The 16344-nt window shown below is 57.0% G+C and carries 12 protein-coding genes; 6 read left to right on the forward strand and 6 right to left on the reverse strand.

Going from position 1 to position 16344, the window contains the following annotated elements:
* Positions 1 to 122 precede the first annotated feature (122 nt).
* From phoA to ACJ8M3_RS10480, 3 genes are all read left to right on the forward strand, one after another.
* Positions 123 to 1550, forward strand: a complete 1428-nt coding sequence (gene phoA / locus ACJ8M3_RS10470; RefSeq protein WP_442514664.1) for an alkaline phosphatase — start codon at positions 123 to 125, stop codon at positions 1548 to 1550.
* 460 nt (positions 1551 to 2010) lie between these two features.
* Positions 2011 to 3591, forward strand: a complete 1581-nt coding sequence (locus ACJ8M3_RS10475; RefSeq protein ID WP_033642414.1) for a malate:quinone oxidoreductase — start codon at positions 2011 to 2013, stop codon at positions 3589 to 3591.
* A gap of 205 nt (positions 3592 to 3796) precedes the next feature.
* Positions 3797 to 4255 (forward strand): helix-turn-helix domain-containing protein, encoded by a 459-nt coding sequence (locus ACJ8M3_RS10480; protein ID WP_033642413.1) that lies wholly within the window; start codon positions 3797 to 3799, stop codon positions 4253 to 4255.
* A 74-nt stretch (positions 4256 to 4329) separates the two neighbouring features.
* On the opposite strand, the gene ACJ8M3_RS10485 is transcribed toward ACJ8M3_RS10480, so the two are convergent.
* The 4 genes from ACJ8M3_RS10485 to ACJ8M3_RS10500 form a co-directional block, all read right to left on the reverse strand.
* Positions 4330 to 5370, reverse strand: a complete 1041-nt coding sequence (locus ACJ8M3_RS10485) for a fimbrial protein (protein ID WP_033642412.1) — start codon at positions 5368 to 5370, stop codon at positions 4330 to 4332.
* 11 nt (positions 5371 to 5381) lie between these two features.
* Positions 5382 to 7997 (reverse strand): fimbria/pilus outer membrane usher protein, encoded by a 2616-nt coding sequence (locus ACJ8M3_RS10490; protein ID WP_033642411.1) that lies wholly within the window; start codon positions 7995 to 7997, stop codon positions 5382 to 5384.
* A 27-nt stretch (positions 7998 to 8024) separates the two neighbouring features.
* The gene (locus ACJ8M3_RS10495; RefSeq protein ID WP_033642410.1) at positions 8025 to 8708 is read right to left on the reverse strand and encodes a fimbrial biogenesis chaperone; all 684 of its coding nucleotides are present in this window, start codon (positions 8706 to 8708) and stop codon (positions 8025 to 8027) included.
* 66 nt (positions 8709 to 8774) lie between these two features.
* Positions 8775 to 9302 (reverse strand): fimbrial protein, encoded by a 528-nt coding sequence (locus tag ACJ8M3_RS10500; protein WP_004939088.1) that lies wholly within the window; start codon positions 9300 to 9302, stop codon positions 8775 to 8777.
* Positions 9303 to 9816: 514 nt separating this feature from the next.
* On the opposite strand from ACJ8M3_RS10500, the gene ACJ8M3_RS10505 reads away from it, so the two are divergent.
* The 3 genes from ACJ8M3_RS10505 to ACJ8M3_RS10515 all read left to right on the forward strand — a co-directional run bounded on the left by ACJ8M3_RS10505 (position 9817) and on the right by ACJ8M3_RS10515 (position 12955).
* Entirely contained in the window at positions 9817 to 10533 is a 717-nt protein-coding gene (locus ACJ8M3_RS10505) for an EAL domain-containing protein (protein WP_016928483.1), read from the forward strand.
* A 21-nt stretch (positions 10534 to 10554) separates the two neighbouring features.
* Positions 10555 to 11145, forward strand: coding sequence for a LuxR family transcriptional regulator (locus ACJ8M3_RS10510; RefSeq protein WP_004939094.1), 591 nt, complete (start codon positions 10555 to 10557; stop codon positions 11143 to 11145).
* A gap of 184 nt (positions 11146 to 11329) precedes the next feature.
* Positions 11330 to 12955: an FMN-binding glutamate synthase family protein gene (locus ACJ8M3_RS10515; protein ID WP_004939096.1), complete on the forward strand. Its 1626-nt coding sequence runs from the start codon at positions 11330 to 11332 to the stop codon at positions 12953 to 12955.
* Between the two features lie 109 nt (positions 12956 to 13064).
* Here ACJ8M3_RS10515 and betA read toward each other — a convergent pair whose 3' ends face one another.
* Together betA and betB are read right to left on the reverse strand one after the other, a co-directional pair.
* A complete protein-coding gene (gene betA / locus ACJ8M3_RS10520; RefSeq protein WP_004939099.1) occupies positions 13065 to 14732 on the reverse strand; it encodes a choline dehydrogenase in 1668 nt (555 codons plus the stop codon).
* 137 nt (positions 14733 to 14869) lie between these two features.
* The gene (gene betB, locus ACJ8M3_RS10525; protein ID WP_147880323.1) at positions 14870 to 16342 is read right to left on the reverse strand and encodes a betaine-aldehyde dehydrogenase; all 1473 of its coding nucleotides are present in this window, start codon (positions 16340 to 16342) and stop codon (positions 14870 to 14872) included.
* Between the last annotated feature and the right edge of the window lie 2 nt (positions 16343 to 16344).

Consider the following 16344-nt stretch of genomic DNA (forward strand, 5'->3'; position numbering starts at 1 on the left):
GGGATGGCCGCCGGGCCGTCCCGCCTTCCGCTGTCATAAAATTGTCATCCCTCTGCTCTACTCTCCTTTCGTAACAATTTGATGTTATTTACATTGTTGTATTACGACAAGGAGCTTACCCCATGCAACCTGCTGTATCCCTGATCGCCGGCGCCGTACTGTCCGCCCTGCTCTGTTCCTCCGCCATCGCGGCGGAAACCTCGGCCAATGCCGATGGCCTGACCGATCGCGCCGCGCGCGGCAACCTCGTCGAACCGGGCGGCGCCCGCCGTCTGACCGGCGATCAGACCGCCGCGCTGAAGGCATCGCTGTTGGACAAAACGGCGAAAAACGTGATCCTGCTGATCGGCGACGGCATGGGGGATTCCGAGATCACCGCCGCGCGCAACTACGCCGAAGGCGCAGGCGGTTACTTCAAGGGCATCGACGCCCTGCCGCTGACCGGACAATACACCCATTACTCGCTGGACAGGAAAACCCACAAGCCGGACTACGTGACCGACTCCGCCGCCTCCGCCACCGCCTGGGCCACCGGGGTGAAAACCTATAACGGCGCGCTCGGCGTGGACGTGAACGGCAAGGATCAACCGACGCTGCTGGAGATCGCCAAGGCGGCCGGCAAGGCCACCGGCAACGTCTCCACCGCCGAGTTGCAAGACGCCACGCCGGCGGCGCTGGTCTCGCACGTCATCTCACGCAAGTGCTATGGCCCGGAGGAAACCAGCGAGAAATGCGCCGCTAACGCGCTGGAAAATGGCGGCCGTGGCTCCATCACCGAACAACTGCTGAAAACCCGCGCCGACGTCACGCTGGGCGGCGGCGCGAAATCGTTCAACCAGCTGGCAAAAAGCGGCGAATGGCAAGGAAAATCGCTGAAGGACCAGGCGGCGGCGCAGGGTTATCAGTGGGTGAGCAACGCCGACGAACTGCAGGCCGTTACCCTCGCCAACCAGCAAAAACCGCTGCTGGGGCTGTTCGCCGACGGCAATATGCCGGTGCGTTGGCTGGGGCCGAAAGCCAGCTACCATGGCAACCTCGACAAACCGGCAGTGACCTGCGAAAACAACCCGGCGCGCACCGCCGCCACGCCAACGCTGGCGACGATGACCGAAAAAGCGATCGCGCTGTTGAAAGACAACCCGAACGGCTTCTTCCTGCAGGTAGAGGGCGCGTCGATCGATAAGCAGGATCACGCCGCCAACCCGTGCGGGCAGATTGGCGAAACCGTCGATCTGGACGAAGCGGTACAAAAAGCGCTGGCCTTCGCCCGCGCCGACGGCAACACGCTGGTGATCGTCACCGCCGACCACGCGCACGCCAGCCAGATCGTCTCCGCCGACGCCAAAGCGCCGGGCCTGACCCAAAAGCTGACCACCAAGGACGGCGCGCCGATGACCCTCAGCTACGGCAACTCTGAAGAGGAATCTCAGGGACACACCGGCACCCAGCTGCGCGTCGCGGCCTACGGCCCGCACGCCGCCAACGTAGTGGGCCTGACCGATCAGACCGATCTGTTCTTCACCATGCGCGATGCGATGGGTATCAAGTAACCGACCCCTGAACGATGGCCGCCCGCCACGGCGGCCATTTATTATTGGTTACCGCTAGGTATTTGCAATTTAACCGCAATTATTGTGTGATAACGAAATAACGTCTAATTACGCGGCAATTAACCCATGAAAATAACGCGGTTATACGGCCTTTCTTCCCTCTCTGTTTATTCCTGCGACAGCAACCGGCCGTTTTTTGCTTATATTCATTTTTTTTAGTTACAAAAGTAGTTTTTAACATTCTCGCAAACAATAATACCCCGCCAGTAACGTGAACCGATCAATTTGCATCCGGACGGCCTGCAATAGTTCACTTTTCGTTAAAAACCCTATTAACAAAAAGGCATTATTGCTGCCTATCGGCTTTCGCCGGGCGGTCGGCTTCATTATTTCCAGGGTAACTCCCGCTAAATTCTTTCACCTGCAATGAGTAGAATTTACACACAAGAGATTTAATTCAATGAGAAAATTACTCGTCCTGATTTTCAGTCTCAGCCTGTTTGGCGTTACGCAACAGGCGGCGGCTGAAGAGAAGAATAAAACCGTCGACGTGGTTCTGATCGGCGGCGGCATCATGAGCGCCACCTTGGGTACCTATCTGCATGAGCTGGAGCCGACCTGGACCATCGACATGTACGAGCGCATGAACGGCGTAGCGGAAGAGAGTTCCAACGGCTGGAACAACGCCGGTACCGGGCACTCCGCCTTCAGCGAAATGAACTACACGCCGGAAAAAGCCGATGGCACCATCGACATCAGCAAGGCGGTGAAGGTCAACGAGTCTTTCGAAATCTCTCGCCAGTTCTGGTCTTATCAGGTGAAAAACAATGTCCTGAAAGATCCGAAATCTTTCATTAACAGCGTGCCGCACATGAGCTTCGTGTGGGGCGACGACAACGTCAACTTCCTGCGTAAACGCTATGCGGCGCTGCAGCACAGCACCCTGTTCCGCGGCATGGAATACTCCGAAGATCCTGCGCAGATCAAGCAGTGGGCGCCACTGGTGATGAACGGCCGCGATCCGGCGCAGAAAATCGCCGCGACCCGCATGCCGCTGGGTACCGACGTCAACTTCGGCGTGATCACCCACCAGCTGGTTGACGCGCTTAGCGCCAGCGACAAGTTCAAGCTGAACCTGAGCCACGAAGTGCGCGACATCAAGCGCAACGCCGACCAGACCTGGAGCGTGACCGTTGCCGATCTGAACCGCGACGGCAAAGAAACCACCGTTAACGCCAAGTTCGTGTTCATCGGCGCAGGCGGCGCGTCCCTGACCCTGCTGCAGAAGTCTGGCATCCCAGAAGCCGACGGCTACGGCGGCTTCCCGGTCGGCGGCCAGTTCCTGGTCACCACCAACCCGGAGATCGCCAACCAGCACCTGGCCAAAGTGTATGGCCTGGCCAGCGTAGGTTCACCGCCGATGTCCGTGCCTCACCTGGATACCCGCATGCTGGACGGCAAGCGCGTGCTGTTGTTCGGGCCGTTCGCCACCTTCTCCAGCAAGTTCCTGAAGAACGGTTCGCTGTTCGATCTGATGCACTCGCTGAGCACCTCGAACCTGATGCCGATGACCCACGTCGGTCTGGATAACTTCGATCTGGTGAAATACCTGGTCGGCCAGCTGATGATGAACGACGACGACCGCTTCGCCGCGCTGAAAGAGTACTTCCCGGACGCCAAGCAGGAAGACTGGAAGCTGTGGACCGCGGGCCAACGCGTACAGATCATCAAGAAAGATGCGGATAAAGGCGGCGTGCTGCAGTTCGGCACCGAAGTCGTCAGTTCTGAAGACGGCAGCATCGCCGCTCTGCTGGGTGCTTCGCCGGGCGCTTCTACCGCTGCGCCGATCATGCTGCATCTGATGGAAACCGTGTTCAAAGACAAAGTGGCGACGCCGGAATGGCAGAGCAAGCTGAAAGAGATCATCCCGTCTTACGGCCACAAGCTGAACGGCGATATCGAGATGACCAACAAGATCCGCGGTTACACCAGCAGCGTGCTGGGTCTGAACTACATTGAAGTGAAACCGGAAACTAACTGATTCCCCGTGGTTTCCTGCTGACAAGGCCGCTTTATGCGGCCTTTTTTCTATACCCCTGCCGCTCAAAGAGCATTTTTGGCCACCTATTTACCCCCGGTTTACCCTTGCGTAACGGCGTAGTCGCGCCTATTATCAAAGTATATTCTTGGATAATTAAGCTAAGTCACTGTGACCTGAATGTCGTTTTTGCGGGAGAACTAAAACCATGGATCGCGTCAATATCATTCACGATTTACTAGACTGGATTGAAACTCATCTGGACCAACCGCTGCTGCTGGATAACGTCGCCGCCAAGTCAGGCTACTCCAAATGGCACCTGCAGCGCATGTTCCGCAGCACCACCGGCCACGCGCTCGGCAGCTATATCCGCGAGCGGCGCCTGTCGCAGGCGGCGCAGGCGCTGCGCTCCACCCCACGCCCGATCCTGGATATCGCCCTGCAATACCACTTCGATTCTCAGCCGTCGTTCTCGCGCGCCTTCAAGAAACAGTTCGGCAAGACCCCGGCGGTCTATCGCCGCACCACCCGCTGGGACGTCGCAGAGTGGCCGGCGCAGCCGGCGCAGACGCAGACTGAGCAACACCGCGACGCCCCCGCCTTACCGCACTGGTTTGCCGGCAAACTGCCGGAAGGCGTATGCACCAGCTGGATGGGGCTGCGTTAATCCTCATGGTAAAGGCACAAAAAAGGGTTCAGTTCGCGAGAACTGAACCCTTTCTTTATTGACGAGACACCGAATTATTTGAAGGTGACGTCAATATTCGCCGATGCGCTGAACGGCCCCACTTTCGGGTTGGTGCTCAACCATTTCAGGCTGGCCATAAAGTTCTTTTCAACGATGGTGCCGTTGACCAGGCCCAGATCGACCGGACTGTTCATCATGATCGGCGTATTCGGCGTCGCCGCCTGCGAGATCAAAATCCCGAAACCGCTGTCGCTGGTCGGCAGGATCACGCTGTTATCCTGCAGTGGATAGGTGGTGCTGAAGCTGGCCTGCAGCGTCTCCCCCTGGCAGTCCTGTCCGGTCGTCGGATCGGACATATTGGCGGCCACCGAGAACGGTACCTGTTTCTCGATTTTACCCACCACCGCATTCTGACGCGGGATAGTACCGAAATTCACCGTCGAACCGTTGTTGGCCACCACAGTAATTTTTGGGTTGCAGGAAATAAACTGAATGTTGCCCAGCCCGGAAATGTAGGCGTTAAAGTTACTGTTCGGCGTGCCGTTCAAGCCGCCGACGCCATCAACCTGAAATACCGAGTACGAGTTGTTGTCGTTGATCTTGCCGCCGGCCGGCGGCGCCTTGCCGGTTGCTTTAATGTAGATGGCGTAAGACACGGTTACCGTCAGCGATCTGGCCGGAGACAAACAACGGCTGCCCGAACGGCGACATTCCGTGCCGGGACCGACGTCCTGACGTGCGCCTTTAGTCGGTTTGACATCAATCCCCTGATAAGTGACACCCACTTCGATCGAATTATGGATCTGACTCATCCGGGACTGCGGATCCCAGTACAGGTAGGCGTTCTCCCCTTTCGGGTTGTTCCAGTCATCCGTACATTGGAAGGTCGAAGTAAAAGTCTGCGAACGCCACAGCAACGCGCCCGGCGCGGTGTTGGCGGTCGACACCTTGATGGCTTTATCCAGCACGATATCCTGGCGAATGCTGCCGTTCTGCTTACAAGACAGCGCATAGCTGCTCTGAGAAAACGCGCCCAGCGTGACCAGCAGCCCAGCCGCCAACCCGAGATTCTTGTGCTTTAACAAAGAAGACATATCCTTTCCTTTTACGGTTTTCCGCAGGTCAGCGAAAGTTCCTGATAACCCATCAGCTGTTCGGTCGCCGCTTTCAATTCCGGCACCACCAGTGAGCAGCTTTCGCCCGCGTCGTTGCCCCATTTCACCAGCAGGCGATCCCCTGCGGAAGCCCCTGAAATATAAATATCGCCGTTGGTACCGACAGTACCGTTGTTCTTGCCGTCCGCACTGAAGACGTTGGCGCCAATCGGCGGTACGCTGCCGTCGGCCATCTTGCTGTGCACCAACAGGCTTTGGCCCGTGTGCGTTTCAAACTTCACGCGGGTGATTGCGCCGTAAGTCGGCACCACGTCTCGCGCCGCCATCGGGATATCCAGGCCGTTGCCGATATCTTCGGTGCGCAGCGCCACGCGGTTATGACGGTATGGCGACGCCGAGGTCATTACCGCGTAACCGAAGCGGTCGATGGCGACGCCCGGTTGGTTTTCGATGCGAACGCCTTTGGCGTCTTTGGCTTCCACCAGCACAAAGGTGTTCTGCAGCGGCTGGGTCAACGTCACGCCGCCGGAGTGTGCGACGATGCCGCCCGCCACGCCCAACGAAGATTGTTGATAATCTTTGCTGTAGCTGTAACCGGCATTGATGTTCCCCATGCTGCCCTGGTAACCGACGTTGGCCGAGCTGGTTTGGCCCGAATAACGATCATGGCCGCTTTGCACCGCATAGTTCAAGCGGTTGTCATCCAGCGCGGTACCGCTCAGGCCGGCGCTGTAGGTATTGCCGCTCTGCTTGCTGTGGCCGGCGTTGAAGCTGGCGGTCATATCCGACGAATCCTTGCTGAAGAAGCTGAACGGAATCGATACGGTCAGGTTGACGCTGCGATCTTTATAGCCGTAGTTGCTGCGGCTGTCCTGATAGAAGACGCCATAGCTGATATTTTTATAGCTGCTGTTGAAACCGGTCTGAACGGTGCGATCTTCGCCGGACCCGCCCCAGTAAGACTGGTTGCTGAGGTTGGCGTACAGCGTCGAATTACCGGCGATGCGCTGGTTGACAGACAGCTCAACGCGCTGGCGTTTGTTGTTGAACCGGCTGGTATAATAACTGCGACGGCGCGACTCCGCCCAGTCCGGCACGCCCAGGTTGCGATCGTTTTGATCGTAGTAATCGTTACGGTAATAGCCGTTCTCATAGCGTTCGCGCTCGGCAACCGCATCGGAGAAATCATAATAGCCGGAGGTCGAGTAACGGTAACCGGCAATGCGGAATTCCGTCCCCCAATCGTTGAGCGACTTGGAATACAGGAAACGGAAACTTTCCCCTTGCTTGTCATCGCCGTTCACCAGGTTGGTGTCGGAATAGGACATATCAAAGGAAACGGCCCCCCAGTTCCCCAGGTTTTTACCCAGGCCCACAACCGCTGAACGGTAGTTTTCCGCCACCAGCACGCCGCCGTAAGGCGTGATGTCATACGACATGCCGTGCGACAAGGTACCTTGTACAAACTTGGGCTGATAGCGGCTGGTGCCGTCGTGGTATTTACCGGCGGTCAGCTGATAGTTCCAAATCCCTTCGCGCAGCATGTTCGGCACCGAGGAGAATGGCACGACGAATGAGGTTCTCGAACCGTTGGCTTCGATGACCGTAACATCCAGGTTACCGCTCAAGGTGCTTGGGAAAATGTCCGTCAGCGCAAACGGCCCTGGCGGCACGTTGGTACTGTAAATGGTATAGCCGTTCTGACGCACTTCAACGCGCGCGTTGGTCGTCGCCACACCGCGCACCACCGGCGCATAGCCGCGCTGGCTTTCCGGCAGCATGTCGTCGGCGCTGGACATCTGCACACCGCGGAACTGAATGCTGTCGAAAACATTGTTATTGGTGTTGGTCTGGCCGATCACCAGACGGCTGCGCAGAGAAACGATGTCCGTTTCCGCCCAGCTGGAAATGTTCTTCCAATGCGTACCGGCGCCCGACTGTTGGTTCAACGTCGAGTTGTTGCGCAGGCGCCAATCGCCGATATTGAGGCCGTTGTTGAGACTCAAAAAGTAATAGTCTGAGGTCTTGTCGTTCTGATTATTACCGTAGCGGTTATGGGTACCGCTAAAGTTATAGTTTACAAAGCCGGCGTTGATGCCACGATCGTAAACTTTCGGTGAAATGGCGCCTTGCGGACGCGGGATCAGAAACACCTGCGGCACTTCCAGATCCATACGCTGTACGGCGGCGTCATAGTTCAGCTTGGCGCCGGAGATCTGCTGCGGCAATGCGTAGCATTGCTCGGCACCTGCGGTGGTCAGATCGCCAGGCAGCTTTACGCCGTAATCCTGATAGTCCGCCGCCGTCAGGCACGGGGCGACAGGAGAGTCCTTGGATTCTTTCTTGAACTCGATTTCACGGTGATCGATACGCTGCCCGTTGAGATAGATATCAAACGGATATTTACCCGGCAGAATATCATCCCCGCTGGCCAACGACGCCACCTGGGCGATATTGTCATCGCCATGGATGAAGGAAGTGTTGAACTGCTCCTCCGCCATGGCCATATGTGAGAATGAAAAAGGCACAGCAGAAAAATAAATTACACCATTAATCAGCTTCACCAAACGTTTTGGCGCGAGGGTTGTTATTCTTTTGTGTGCCATTTCTTTCATTCCTTGAAGTGCTTCAAATCAATTCAGTGCGACGTTTTTAATCTCGGTGTGACCGCCATAGTCGTTGATATAGGTAAACGACATATTGCTGGCTGATTGCGCCCCCTGAGGCAGGGAAATACGCAGACTGTCGTGTGGCTTGACCATGTCGGCGTTCACTTTCCAGCTTTTACCGCCGCTCTTGAGGTTCAATACGCCCAGCGTGACGAACAGCGGGCCATCGTTGGTCACGACCAAGTTGCCGCCCTGGCGCGTCCATTTCAGCGCTTCTGCCTGCTGCTGCAGGTTGGTTTTCAACGAATCCGGGCGGTAGAACAGCTTGATACGGGTACGGATCGCCACCTGCAGCACGTTATCTTGCTTAGGCGTTGGCGGAATTTCCTGTACGTTAACCCAGAGCAGAGATTCTCTGTCCTGCGGCAAACCGCTGCCGGAATAAATAAAACGCAAAATGGCGTCTTTCTTGGCAGCCAGCTTCAAAATGGGTGGTGTCACCACGATCGGCAAATTCTTAGGCATCTGGCTTGCGTCGCCAGTATCCAGCCAGGTTTGCACCATGTAGGTATCGTCGCTGTCATTGCTGATTGAGAGCGATGCGGATTTACTTGCACTGTTATAGATGACACGCGTCGCATCAACCTGAATGCCGGCAAAGGCATTAACAGAGAATGCGAATAAAATACCAGTCAGAATTTTTTTCATCGGAATGTCTCAACTCTCAAAATTTAGCCATCCTTGGCCAATAACTCTATCTATCCTGCCAGCGAATTATTTGTATTCGATGGTGAAGGTAGCGTTAGAGTTTGCCTGACCGGCAGTTACCAGATCCTGGAAGGATTTGTAACGAGCGCGCAGGTTGAAAGTCGCAGCGCCTGGGTTATCGCCATCAGCAGCAACAGTTACGGTAGCTGGGGTAGCCACTTCCTGAGAGATTGGCAGAGTAGAACCGTTGTTATCCAGAATTTCAACGCCAACGCCAGTTGCGCCGCCAGTTACAGCCAACAGCTCTGGGTGGCCAGCTGGAGTGTTACCGTCGAAACGCAGGGTGTAGTTACCCGCTTCACATTTCTCCAGGCTAATATCGAAAGCTTTAGCACCGCTGGTAGAACCGGCAGTTGGGAAAGCGGTGGTAGGATATTTACCCAGGTAAACTTCTTTATTCTGGTCTTTATCAACAACTTTACAGGTGGACTGTACAATTTCACCGGTGAATTTAACGTTGCCGTTTGCTGCCATTGCGTTGGAAGCAGTTGCAGACAATACCAGGGCAGCCAAAGGCAATAATACTTTTTTCATTTCCAGCTCCATAGAACAATAAAATAATCGATTCAGTGGCGGGCTTATATATATATTGCCGCCACTGAGCATACACTCAGCGATAGCACTCCCTTGCTGAAAAGGAGCGTTGCCTCGATGAACTCATTGCCGGACGAAATATAGACTAAGCATATTCTTAATGTTAAATCGTTTAAAACATTCATAAGCCCCCTCTTGATAGGAATAAACTATCGGCGGATACCTATCGATCGATGTTGACGATTCATATGAATAGGAATAATCTGTGTTTGGGAAAGCTGCAGAGTTCAACATTTTGCGTTAAGGCCTGAAAATCAGAATATTATCCCGAATATTTACATTTAGTAACAGATTGCGACGTTTGGACTTTGGCACGAATTCCGCGTTAAATGGTCTGTCGACACGTTTCGGCCATCCTGACGCTTTAAATAAGAAATTTACCAAAAAATACGGAGTAACTTTCTTTTTAATCATTTAAAATCAACAAGTTAAATATCAATCCAAGGATTGGGAAATGAGCGGTTCTTTCAGAGAGAAAAATAACGGCATTAATTATGTTTTCCAGCCAATGTTCGCGAAATCGGGACAATTGCTGGCCGTTGAATGCCTGTCTCGCTTTACGTTTAATAGCGAATATGCCCATTTTTCTCCTGAACAGTTCTTTCGCCATGCCGACAGCGCTACCCGGATTGAGATTTTGATGGATCAGATAAATCTGATCGATAAATACAAACACTGGTTTCATGAAAACCAAGTGATAGCCACTTTGAATGTTGACGATTATTCCCTGCAATCGCTGGCGAATACTCACTTTGCCGAAAGAATTAATGCCCTGCGCTGTATTCATTTTGAGATCAGCGAGAATTCAACCCGGCTGGTGAAAGATCGCGTGCACGGCGATCCGTCATTGAATAGTTATTCATTTTGGCTCGATGATTTTGGTTCTGGCTATGCGGGTTTTTCCGCGTTGTACAACAGCCAGTTCCGCTTCGTTAAGCTCGATCGTTTTCTGCTTTGGGACTTTATGAAAAAGTCCGGCGGCGAGGGCTTGATGCGCGCGTTACTGCGCTTCTTTTACCTTAATCATTACAAGGTAATTATCGAAGGAGTTGAAACTCCCGAACACAAGAAATGGCTGGATGAAATGCCATATTACGCACTGCAGGGAAAGCTGTGGAAGGAATCCAGCATCAAGGATTTGAACTCGCTTCTTACAGCTGAATACTTTTAACTCGGTATTGGTGTTTGCCCTATGTCTAAAAACAACGTTCTTGTGATTAGTGAGTGTAAGTACAGCTATGTTGGCCTGTCGGTGCTGTTGAAGAAACACTACGGCGCGTACGATATCCGCCTGTTTTCCGATTTCATGCACGGCGGCGCCAAAGCGGAAAAGATCACCAAGCACGATATCGCGCTGATTTTCACCTCGCAAAACCTGGAGCAGAGCGTCAACGTGATCGAAAGCCTGGTGTCCCTGCACCAGCAGTACAACAGCAAAACGCGCCTGTTGGTGTTCTATGACGACGAGCGCGTGGTGAAACTGCTGTCGATCCTGGGGATTTCCGTCGAGTTGGTCTCCACCCGCATTCCGCTTTATTCGCTGCAGGAAAAAATCCAGCGGCTGCTGGAAAGCAAAGAGCCGGGCGGTATCCGGGTGCAGAAAACCCGCGAGCTAAGCCCGGCGGAAAGCGACGTGATCTTCAATCTGCTGCGCGGCGACAGCCTGCTGCATATCGCGGAAAAACGCGGCACGCACCCGAAAACCATCTTCTCGCAGAAATACAGCGCGATGAAAAAGCTGCGGCTGCGCAGCATGAGCACCATCTTCGTCGCCGGCAAATAACACGCCCTGGTTTGTTGCGCGGTACGCCGCGCGGCAACCCGCCCCCTCGCCGAGTTAAATTAATGTAACAACCGGCGACAAAGCAGCAACAGACACACAACATCCTCTCCTGTTGGCTACGATTTGCACACGGATTATCCGTGAGTCATGTCGTGTGGATTAAAAATAAACATCAGGAGATGTTATGAAGTCGTCCTTATTCAGCCGCTATACCTGCTTTGTGCTGAGCATCTTGCTCACCCTGGTTTTCTTGATCATGATGCACAACCATCCGTGGTTCTGGCTGCCGGCCCTGGCCTGCGGTTGCCTGATGGTGCTGGGTATCTACGATCTCACGCAGCAGCGCCACGCCATTTGCCGCAACTACCCGATCATCGGCCGCCTGCGCTTCTTCTTCGAGTTCATCCGCCCGGAACTGCGCCAGTATTTCCTCGAGCAGGATAATGAAGAGATCCCGTTCTCCCGCACCCAGCGCACGCTGGTGTATCGCCGGGCGAAAAACGAGATGGGCGACAAGCCGTTCGGCACCCTGCTGGACGTGTACCAAACCGGTTATGAATGCATCGGCCACTCGATGCGGCCGGTGGAAGCCGCCGATCCCACCAGTTTTCGCATCACCATCGGCGGCGCCGACTGCCGCCAGCCCTACTCCGCGTCAATCTTCAACATTTCGGCGATGAGCTTCGGCGCGCTCTCCGCCAACGCCATTCGCGCACTCAACCTCGGCGCGGCCAAAGGCAATTTCTACCACGACACCGGTGAGGGCAGCATCAGCCGCTATCACCGCGAAAACAACGGCGATCTGGTGTGGGAGCTGGGCAGCGGCTATTTCGGCTGCCGCACCGCCGACGGCCATTTCGATCCGCGCCGCTTTGCCGAACAGGCGCAAAGCCCGCAGGTGAAAATGATTGAAATCAAGCTCAGCCAGGGCGCCAAACCGGGCCACGGCGGCATTCTGCCGGCAAAAAAGGTGGATGCGGAAATCGCCGCCACCCGCGGCGTGCCGGAAGGCGTCGATTGCATCTCACCGGCCTCGCACAGCGCCTTCACCACCCCACTGGAAATGATGCAGTTCATCCAGCAGCTGCGCGAGCTGTCAGGCGGCAAACCGGTCGGTTTCAAGCTGTGCATCGGCCACCCGTGGGAGTTCGTCGCCATCGTCAAGGCGATGCTGCACACCCGCATTCTGCCGGACTTCATCGTGGTGGACGGCAAGGAAGGTGGCACCGGCGCCGCCCCGCTCGAACTCTCCAACTATATGGGCATGCCGCTGCGCGAAGGGCTGCTGTTCGTGCATAACACGCTGGTGGGCTGCGGCCTGCGCGACCAAATCAAGATTGGCGCCAGCGGCAAGATCATCAGCGCCTTTGACATCGCCAGCGTGCTGGTGCTCGGCGCCGACTGGGTGAATTCGGCGCGCGGCTTTATGTTCGCCGTCGGCTGCATCCAGTCGCAAAGCTGCCACACCAACCACTGCCCGACCGGCGTCGCGACGCAAGATCCGCTGCGTCAGAAGGCGTTGGTGGTGCCGAACAAGGCGGAACGCGTCTATCACTTCCATCAAAATACGGTGAAAGCGCTGGCGGACATGCTGGCGGCGGCCGGCGTCAGCCGCCCGGAGCAGTTGACCTCACACCATATGCTGCGCCGCATCACGCCGACCGAGATCAAGGTGTACGCCGATATCTATTACTACCTGGAGCCGGGCGCGCTGCTGCAGCCGGAGATCAAAAGCGAGTTCTACGCTCGCATGTGGCGCATGGCGACGCCCAACAGTTTCGATCAGGCAATCTCGCTGCCGGCGGCATGATGGGATAAGGAATAAAAAGAGAGTTGCCCCCTCGCCTTGGGGAAGAGCATATGGAGAGGGGTTGCTTGCTACGGCGGCCCTCCCCCTCAACGGCGAGAGGGCGTGTCGGTTACTGCTTGCGCACCGGCGCATCGCCGGCGACGTAGTAGTCGGCGGTACTGCGCGGCAACGGCGCGCGCTGGCGAATGCGGTCGGCGATCTTTTCGGCGATCATGATGGTGGTGGCGTTCAGGTTGCCGGTAATGATCAGCGGCATAATCGACGCATCCACCACCCGCAATCCTTCCATGCCGTGCACCCGGCCCTGGCCGTCGACCACCGCCATCTCGTCTTCGCCCATCTTGCACGAGCAGGACGGGTGGAAGGCGGTTTCGGCGTGCTCGCGCACGAAGGCGTCCAGCTGCTCGTCGGTCTGCACCTCCGGCCCTGGGCTGATCTCGCGGCCGCGGTATTCGTCCAGGGCAGGCTGCGCCATGATTTCGCGCGTGATGCGGATAGCATCGCGGAACTCCTGCCAATCCTGTTCGGTCGACATGTAGTTGAACAGAATGCTCGGGTGCTGGCGCGGATCCTTCGACTTCACCTGCACCCGGCCGCGGCTCGGCGAACGCATCGAACCGACGTGGGCCTGGAAGCCATGCTCTTTCACCGCGTTGCTGCCGTTATAGTTAATCGCCACCGGCAGGAAGTGATACTGAATGTTCGGCCAGGCAAACTCTGCACGGCTGCGGATGAAACCGCCGGCCTCGAACTGGTTGCTGGCGCCGACGCCGGTGCCGTTGAACAGCCATTCCGCGCCGATTTTCGGCTGATTGAACCATTGCAACGCCGGGTACAGCGACACCGGTTTCTTACAGGCGTACTGCAGATACATCTCCAGGTGGTCCTGCAGGTTCTCTCCGACGCCCGGCAGATCGTGCACCACGTTGATGTCCAGACTTTTCAGCAGCGCCGCCGGGCCGACGCCCGAACGCTGCAGAATTTGCGGCGAGGCGATGGCGCCGGCGCACAGCAGCACTTCGCGGCGCGCTTTGGCATGGGTCAGCTGATTGCTGTCGCCCTGCAGATAGTTAACGCCCACTGCGCGCTTGCCATCGAACACGATGTGGTCGGTCAGCGCATGGGTGACGATCTTCAGGTTCGGCCGTGAACGGGCCTGATCCAGATAACCGCGGGCGGTGCTGGCGCGGCGCCCTTTCGGCGTCACGGTGCGGTCCATCGGGCCGAACCCTTCCTGCTGATAGCCGTTCAGATCGTCGGTGCGCGGATAGCCCGCCTGCACGCCGGCTTCCACCATGGCGTGGAACAGTTCGTTGTTACCGGCCTTCGGCGTGGTGACGCTCACCGGGCCATCGCCGCCGTGGTAATCGTTCGGGCCGATATCGCGCGTTTCCGCCTTGCGGAAATACGGCAGGCAGTCCAGATAGGTCCAGTCTTCCAGACCCGGCGCCTTGGCCCAGTTGTCGAAGTCCATCGCGTTGCCGCGAATGTAACACATGCCGTTGATCAGGGATGAACCGCCCAGCCCTTTGCCGCGGCCGCATTCCATTCGGCGGTTATTCATGTGCGGCTCAGGATCGGTTTCATACGCCCAGTTATAGCGGCGGCCCTGCAGCGGAAACGCCAGCGCGGCCGGCATCTGGGTACGGAAATCCATCCGGTAATCCGGGCCGCCGGCTTCCAGCAGCAGGACGCTGACGTCGGCGTCCTCGGTCAATCGGGTGGCTAACACGTTGCCGGCTGAACCGGCACCGATAATGATGTAGTCAAATTCCATTCATTATCTCCTTACTTTATAGAGGCCTGGTCAGGCAAAGACGCGAAGCGCGGCTCGGCAACAGGCTGTGTATTTGGGCGCTCTAGAGATTGTCGGCCGCAGCCAACGCGGCTGCGGCTCGAAAGACGACGGGAAGATCAGAATACCGAGGCGTATTCGCCCAGCTCGACCTGCACCGATTTGATCTGGGTGTAGTGTTCCAGCGTCGTCAGGCCGTTCTCGCGGCCGACGCCGGACTGCTTGTAGCCGCCGACCGGCATTTCCGCCGCCGACTCGCCCCAGGTGTTGATCCAGCAAATGCCGGCTTCCAACTGGTGGATCACGCGGTGCGCGCGGGCCAGATCGTGGGTCACCACACCCGCGGCCAGGCCGAAGGTGGTGTCGTTGGCGCGGCGCACCACTTCCTCTTCGCTCTGGTAGCTGAGGATGCTCATCACCGGCCCGAAGATCTCCTCGCGCACGATTTCCATATCGTCGCGGCAGTCGCTGAACACCGTCGGCGCCACATAAGCGCCCTTGCCGAATTCGCCGTGGGTGACGCGTTCGCCGCCGCACAGCAGGCGCGCGCCGCTGTTTTTGCCGCTCTCGATAAAGCGCAGCACCGATTCCATGTGCGCAAAGCTGACCAGCGGCCCGAAGTTGGTCTGCGGATCGGTCGGGTCACCGAGGCGAATGCGCTTCACGCGCTCGAGGATTTTCGTCTCAAACTGCGCCTGCAGCGCCGCCGGCACGAAGACGCGGGTGCCGTTGGTGCACACCTGGCCGGAACTGTAGAAGTTGGCCATCATGGCGATATCGGCGGCGCGATCCAGATCGGCGTCGTCGAAGATAATCAGCGGCGATTTGCCGCCCAACTCCATGGTGACTTCCTTCAGCGTCGAACCCGACGCGTTGGCCATCACCTTCTTGCCGGTTTTCACCCCGCCGGTGAAAGAGACTTTGGCGATGCCCGGATGGTCGGTCAGATACTGCCCCACTTCCGCCCCGCTGCCGGTCACCACGTTGAACACGCCGTCCGGCAGGCCGGCTTCGGTGTAGATTTCCGCCAGCTTCAACGCCGTCAATGACGTGACTTCACTCGGCTTGAAGATCATCGCGTTGCCCGCCGCCAGCGCCGGCGCGGACTTCCACAGCGCGATTTGAATCGGGTAGTTCCAGGCGCCGATGCCGGCCACCACGCCCAGCGGCTCGCGGCGGGTGTAGACGAACGAGGTATCGCGCAGCGGGATCTGCTCGCCTTCAATGGCCGGGATCAGGCCGGCGTAGTACTCCAGCACGTCAGCGCCGGTGACGATATCCACCGCGGTGGTTTCCGACATCGCTTTGCCGGTATCCAGCGTTTCCAGCGCCGCCAGTTCATCGTTGCGCTCGCGCAGAATATCCACCGCGCGACGCAGGATGCGCGAACGCGCCATCGCCGTCATCGCCGCCCACACCTTCTGCCCGCTGGCCGCGCTGGCCACCGCACGATCGACGTCTTCAGCGCCGGCGGACTGGACTTCAGCCAGAACTTCGCCGTTCGCCGGGTTAATGGCGTTGAAGGTTTTTCCAGCGGTGCTGTCTACATAGGCGCCATGAATATAGAGCTTCTGCAAGCCAAAACGGGACATAG

It is taken from the genome of Serratia sp. CY55921 (assembly GCF_052167655.1).
Lineage (GTDB): Bacteria > Pseudomonadota > Gammaproteobacteria > Enterobacterales > Enterobacteriaceae > Serratia > Serratia ureilytica.

Bases quoted from the DNA above. Each gene is read 5' to 3' on its own strand.
- ACJ8M3_RS10485 (WP_033642412.1), bottom strand. From the start codon at position 5,370: ATGTCTTCTTTGTTAAAGCACAAGAATCTCGGGTTGGCGGCTGGGCTG.
- ACJ8M3_RS10490 (WP_033642411.1), bottom strand. From the start codon at position 7,997: ATGGCACACAAAAGAATAACAACCCTCGCGCCAAAACGTTTGGTGAAG.
- ACJ8M3_RS10480 (WP_033642413.1), top strand. From the start codon at position 3,797: ATGGATCGCGTCAATATCATTCACGATTTACTAGACTGGATTGAAACT.
- betA (WP_004939099.1), bottom strand. From the start codon at position 14,732: ATGGAATTTGACTACATCATTATCGGTGCCGGTTCAGCCGGCAACGTG.
- ACJ8M3_RS10505 (WP_016928483.1), top strand. From the start codon at position 9,817: ATGAGCGGTTCTTTCAGAGAGAAAAATAACGGCATTAATTATGTTTTC.
- ACJ8M3_RS10495 (WP_033642410.1), bottom strand. From the start codon at position 8,708: ATGAAAAAAATTCTGACTGGTATTTTATTCGCATTCTCTGTTAATGCC.
- betB (WP_147880323.1), bottom strand. From the start codon at position 16,342: ATGTCCCGTTTTGGCTTGCAGAAGCTCTATATTCATGGCGCCTATGTA.
- phoA (WP_442514664.1), top strand. From the start codon at position 123: ATGCAACCTGCTGTATCCCTGATCGCCGGCGCCGTACTGTCCGCCCTG.
- ACJ8M3_RS10510 (WP_004939094.1), top strand. From the start codon at position 10,555: ATGTCTAAAAACAACGTTCTTGTGATTAGTGAGTGTAAGTACAGCTAT.
- ACJ8M3_RS10515 (WP_004939096.1), top strand. From the start codon at position 11,330: ATGAAGTCGTCCTTATTCAGCCGCTATACCTGCTTTGTGCTGAGCATC.
- ACJ8M3_RS10475 (WP_033642414.1), top strand. From the start codon at position 2,011: ATGAGAAAATTACTCGTCCTGATTTTCAGTCTCAGCCTGTTTGGCGTT.
- ACJ8M3_RS10500 (WP_004939088.1), bottom strand. From the start codon at position 9,302: ATGAAAAAAGTATTATTGCCTTTGGCTGCCCTGGTATTGTCTGCAACT.